Raw genomic sequence first — 4,822 nt, 5'->3', positions numbered from 1 at the left:
GGGTCGCGCGACCCCGGCCCCTCCGAGGCCGTCTCACCGGATCAGGCGCTCTGCGCGCGCCGCCCTCCCGCCATCGCCCGCGGACCGATCGACGGGGACGACGGTCGTCCCCGTCGCGCCGTCCCCGCCCTGCAAGGCGCGGCCGCTCACAGCAGCGCGTTGGCCTCGCGGTACCGGCCCGCGGCGTTGTAGGCGCCCGCCAGGTCGCGGCGCAGCCGCAGCGTCAGCCGCCGCACCTCCGGGTCGCCGGAGGAGTTCAGCGCCACCCGGTAGGCGTCGCGCAGCACCTCCACCGCCTCGTCGGAGCGTCCCGCCTGCGTGTAGGCGCGGCCCAGGCGGTGGTGCACCGTCAGGGTGTCCAGGTGCCCCTTGCCCAGGCGGCGCCGCCGCCCGGCCAGCACCATCCGCAGCTGCCCGATCGCGTCCTCGTAGCGCCCGGACATGCTCTGCGCCGCGCTCAGCCCCAGCCGCAGCTCCTCACGGCGCTCGGTGGAGGCCACGTCCTCGATGGCCCGCTCGTAGTGCACCACGGCCGCGTCCAGGCGGCCGCTGCGCCGGTAGCAGACCGCCAGGCGCATGCGCGCCTCCACGGTGTCCTCGTCGGCCGAGCCGAACTGGCGCTCGCGCTCGCGCAGCAGCATCTCCCACTGCCCCGCGGCGTCCGCCGGACGACCGGCGTCCTCGTAGGCCCAGGCCAGGTTCTCGCGGATGATCTCGGTGCGCGGGTGCTCCTCGCCGAAGACCGCCACCGCCTCGGCCAGGGTCAGCTCGAACTGCTGCACCGCGGCCTGTCGGCGCCCCATCTGCGCGTACTTGGTCGCCAGGTTGTTGCGCGCGGTGATCGTGTCCGGGTGCTCGGTACCCAGTCGCTCCACCAGCGAACGCAGCGTCCGCTCCAGGGAGGCGGCCCGCATCCCGGCGGTGGGGGCGGGGGCATGGGCCACCCCGGAGGTCGTCCGCGCCGCCTCCTCGCGCGCCCCGGTCAGGGCCAGCGGCTCGGTGGGCGCACCGCTCGCCGGCGCGGGGCTCGGCACGGAGACCCCGGTCGGCCGTTCCGCCGGCTTCTCCACGGGTTGCTCCGCGCGCGCAGGCACGGTGGTATCGGCGGACCGGGTCCTGGTCGCGCCCTTGAGTCCGGTCTCGCGCAGCAACGCACGCCAGAACGACAGCACAATCACCACATTCCCCTGATCGCGCACCGCGGCCCCAGGCCTGCGGCGTAACACCCGTTGGACAACCCGTACCCAGAAAGCGCCAGGGCACGTTTCTATAACTTAATCGGACACCGGGCTACGGAACAGGCACCAAACGCCCTGAGGGCACGGTGAGTTCGCTCACTCCTGGGTTGATCGTGACAGAACGGGGTAAAACGCTACGCCTGATCGGCCGTCCGCAACGCTGTGGCCAGGGGTTCCGCGGTCAGGGTGACCTGCCACTCACGGGCTCCGCGCTCACGCAGGAACGCGCCCACCGCGTCGGGGTCCACCGCCCGCGGCGGCGCCCACGCCAGGCGGCGCACCGTGTCCGGCAGCAGCAGGTTCTCGGTCGGCATGACGACGTCCTCGGCGATCCCCGTGACCGTGGCCCGGGCCGCCTCCAGCCGCCGCGCCGCCTCCGGCGCCCGGTCGCCCCACCGGTTCACCGGCGGCGGGCCGTCGCCCGGCGCGTTGGGCCGGGGCAGCTCCGCCTGCGGCATGTCGCGCGCCCGGTTGACCGCCTTGATCCACGTGGTCAGGTAGCGCCGCGCCAGCTTGATACCGAACTGCCGGATCTTGGCCAGCTCGGTGGTGGTGCGCGGCATGGCGGTGGCCGCCTCCACGATCGCCGCGTCCGGCAGCACCCGGCCGGGCGAGATGTCCCGCTCCTGGGCGATGCGGTCGCGCTCGTACCAGAGCTCGCGCACGGCGGCCAGGGCGCGCTGGTTGCGCACCCGGTGGATGCCCGAGGTGCGCCGCCAGGGGTCGGTACGCGGTTCCTTGGGCGGCGCGGACAGGACCGCGGCGAACTCCTCACGCGCCCATTCGAGCTTGCCGGTCTCCTCCAGTTCGACCTCCAGGGAGTCCCGCAGGTCGATGAGGATCTCCACGTCCAGCGCCGCGTAGCGCAGCCAGTCCTCCGGCAGCGGGCGCTGGGACCAGTCCACGGCCGAGTGCTCCTTGGCCAGCCGCAGGTGGAGCAGCCGCTCCACCATGAATCCCAGGCCGACCCGCTGGTAGCCCAGCAGCCGCCCGGCCAGTTCGGTGTCGAACAGGCTCCGGGGGCGCAGGTTGATCTCGCTCAGGCAGGGCAGGTCCTGGTGCGCGGCGTGCAGCACCACCTCGGCGTCGCCCACGGCGTCGTTGAGCGCGCTCAGGTCCGGGCAGGCGATGGGGTCGATCAGCGCCGACCCCGCTCCCTCGCGGCGCAGCTGGACCAGGTAGGCGCGCTGCCCGTACCGGTACCCGGAGGCGCGTTCGGCGTCCACCGCGACGGGGCCGGTCCCGGCGGAGAGCGCGGCGACCACACCGGCCAGCGCGTCGGCGTCGGAGGTGACCTCGGGCAGGCCCTCGCGAGGTTCCCGCAGAAGGGGGGCCCTCTCGGCGTCGTCGTCGTTGCCTGGTTCGCGGGGTTCTGTCTTGGAGTTCAACGCGTTCGCCACACCACTACGGTATGCGCTGTCGCCACCGGACGCGGATCCGGACCGGCCGCGGGCCCCGGGGACACAGGGGCCCGCGGTCAGGGCCGGGAGCGCTTTCCGGTGATGTCGGTGACGTCCAGCGGCGGCAGCCCCGCGGCCGAGGCCAGCAGCGCCGACCACGCCTGGACGTGCCCGGTCAGGTCGTCGGACTCCGGTGTCCAGGAGGCGCGCATCTCCACCTCGGTGGTGGCGCCCTGGTCCGCCTTGGTGCCGAAGCCCTCGGTGGTGGCACGGGTGACCGTGCCGCTCAGCGTGTGGTGCGTGGCGCCGTACGCGTCCAGGGCGTCGGTCAGCCAGCTCCAGGCGACCGGTCCGAGCAGGGGGTCGGTCGCGATCTCCGACTCCAGTTCGGAGTTGGCCTGGCAGACCACCCGGAAGGGCCCCGGCCAGTCGCGGGTGCCCTCGGGGTCGTACAGGACGATGAGTCTGCCCCAGGCGACCTCCTCTCCGTGGACGGTCACCTCGGCCGAGACCGCGGCGGAGTGGGGGGCCAGCCGCTGGGGGGCGGGGATCTCCCGGACGGTGATCTCGGGTCGCGGGAGGGGTGAGCGCAGGGCCTCGACCGCTCGCCGGAACGTCTCGTGTGCGTCCTCGGCGCTACCGGCATCGGGCATGGTGGGAACGTCAGCCTTCATTCTGGGGTGATCACGTCTGGGCGGGGGCGTGCGGACATGCTCCGCCTCTCCGCCAGGGGCGGCAAGGTGGGCACGTCAAAGACCGTGGCATGAGTCACGGGCCGCGAGTCGGAGTTCGCCCGGCGTGTCGGCGTTTTGTGATGATCTTGGGACCGGCCGGTCGCCGACGGTGCCGGTTCGCGCCCTCCCCGGCCCCGCCGCGGGTGCGCGCACGGGCGCGTCCGGGTTCGGCGATCCGAGTGGGAGCACCGGGCGGGGCATGGCACGATCGAGGGGTGACCCTGCAAGATTCTCCTTTCCTCCGCGCCTGCCGACGCCTTCCCGTGTCCCACACCCCGGTGTGGTTCATGCGCCAGGCGGGGCGCTCCCTGCCCGAGTACCGACGGGTCCGCGCCGACGTGCCGATGCTTGAGGCCTGCGCGCGCCCCGACATGATCACCGAGATCACGATGCAGCCGGTGCGCCGCTACGACGTCGACGCCGCGATCTTCTTCAGCGACATCGTCGTGCCGCTCAAGGCCATCGGCATCGACCTCGACATCAAGCCCGGCGTCGGCCCCGTGGTCGCCGACCCGATCCGCGACGCGACCGGCGTCAAGCGGCTGCGCGAGATCGAGCCCGGCGACGTGCCCTACATCACCGAGGCCGTGGGCCAGCTGGTCGGCGAGCTGGGCGACAAGCCCCTCATCGGCTTCGCGGGTGCCCCGTTCACCCTGGCCTCGTACCTCATCGAGGGCGGTCCCTCCAAGAACCACGAGCACACCAAGGCGCTCATGTACGGCGAGCCCGAACTGTGGGACGAGCTGATGCGCCGCCTGGCCACCATCTCCCTGGGCTTCCTGCGCACCCAGATCGAGGCGGGCGCCAGCGCCGTCCAGCTCTTCGACTCCTGGGTGGGCGCCCTGAGCGCCGAGGACTACCGCGCCTCGGTGCTGCCCTACACCTCGTGGATCTTCGGCCAGCTCGCCCAGCACGAGGTGCCGCGCATCCACTTCGGTGTGGGCACCGGCGAACTGCTCAGCCTGCTCAGCGAGGCCGGGGCCGACGTCGTGGGCGTGGACTGGCGCGTGCCGCTGGACAAGGCGGTCCAGCGCGTCCAGCCCGGCACCGCCCTCCAGGGCAACCTCGACCCGGCCACCCTGTTCGCGCCCTGGGAGGTCGTCGCCGAGCGCACCCGCGACATCCTGGCCCGTGGCCGCGCCGCCGACGGCCACGTCTTCAACCTGGGCCACGGCGTGCTGCCCAGCACCGACCCGGACATGCTCCAGCGGCTCACCGCGTTCGTGCACGAGGAGACCGCCGTCTAGGTTCTCTCGGGACCTCCGCTTCGCTTCGGCCCGCCCGTCGCCCGCCATCGCCCGCTGGGGCGCTGCGCGGCGGGGCGGGCTACCACCCTCAACGGACGCGAAGCGCGGTACTTTCGCTGTTCGGGTGCCCTTCGACGCGGGAATCGGGTTGAAGCGAGCACAGCGGTGTCTCCGGTGAGACGGCTCGTGCCCACACCGTCGCC

4 protein-coding genes are annotated in these 4,822 nt (G+C 73.2%); 1 reads left to right on the top strand and 3 read right to left on the bottom strand.

From position 1 onward, the window contains the following. Positions 1–146: 146 nt before the first annotated feature. The 3 genes from DQW06_RS10630 to DQW06_RS10620 form a co-directional block, all read right to left on the bottom strand. A complete protein-coding gene (locus DQW06_RS10630; RefSeq protein ID WP_086000758.1) occupies positions 147–1,172 on the bottom strand; it encodes a tetratricopeptide repeat protein in 1,026 nt (341 codons plus the stop codon). A gap of 200 nt (positions 1,173–1,372) precedes the next feature. Next, on the bottom strand, positions 1,373–2,626 hold the full coding sequence (locus tag DQW06_RS10625) for a ribonuclease D (protein ID WP_041552771.1): 1,254 nt from the start codon (positions 2,624–2,626) through the stop codon (positions 1,373–1,375). A gap of 89 nt (positions 2,627–2,715) precedes the next feature. Further along, positions 2,716–3,291, bottom strand: coding sequence for a DUF3000 domain-containing protein (locus DQW06_RS10620; RefSeq protein ID WP_013153850.1), 576 nt, complete (start codon positions 3,289–3,291; stop codon positions 2,716–2,718). Between the two features lie 302 nt (positions 3,292–3,593). Between DQW06_RS10620 and hemE the strand changes: the two genes are divergently transcribed. Then, positions 3,594–4,619 (top strand): uroporphyrinogen decarboxylase, encoded by a 1,026-nt coding sequence (gene hemE / locus DQW06_RS10615; RefSeq protein WP_071623235.1) that lies wholly within the window; start codon positions 3,594–3,596, stop codon positions 4,617–4,619. Positions 4,620–4,822: the final 203 nt, after the last annotated feature.

Origin of the sequence: Nocardiopsis sp. TNDT3, from assembly GCF_003427465.1 — a bacterium.
In the GTDB taxonomy this organism is placed as follows: Bacteria; Actinomycetota; Actinomycetes; order Streptosporangiales; family Streptosporangiaceae; genus Nocardiopsis; species Nocardiopsis dassonvillei.
This window is presented reverse-complemented; position numbering and strand designations above follow the sequence as displayed.

Excerpts from the sequence above, each read along its gene's own strand:
- DQW06_RS10620 (WP_013153850.1), bottom strand. The coding sequence starts at position 3,291 with ATGCCCGATGCCGGTAGCGCCGAGGACGCACACGAGACGTTCCGGCGA.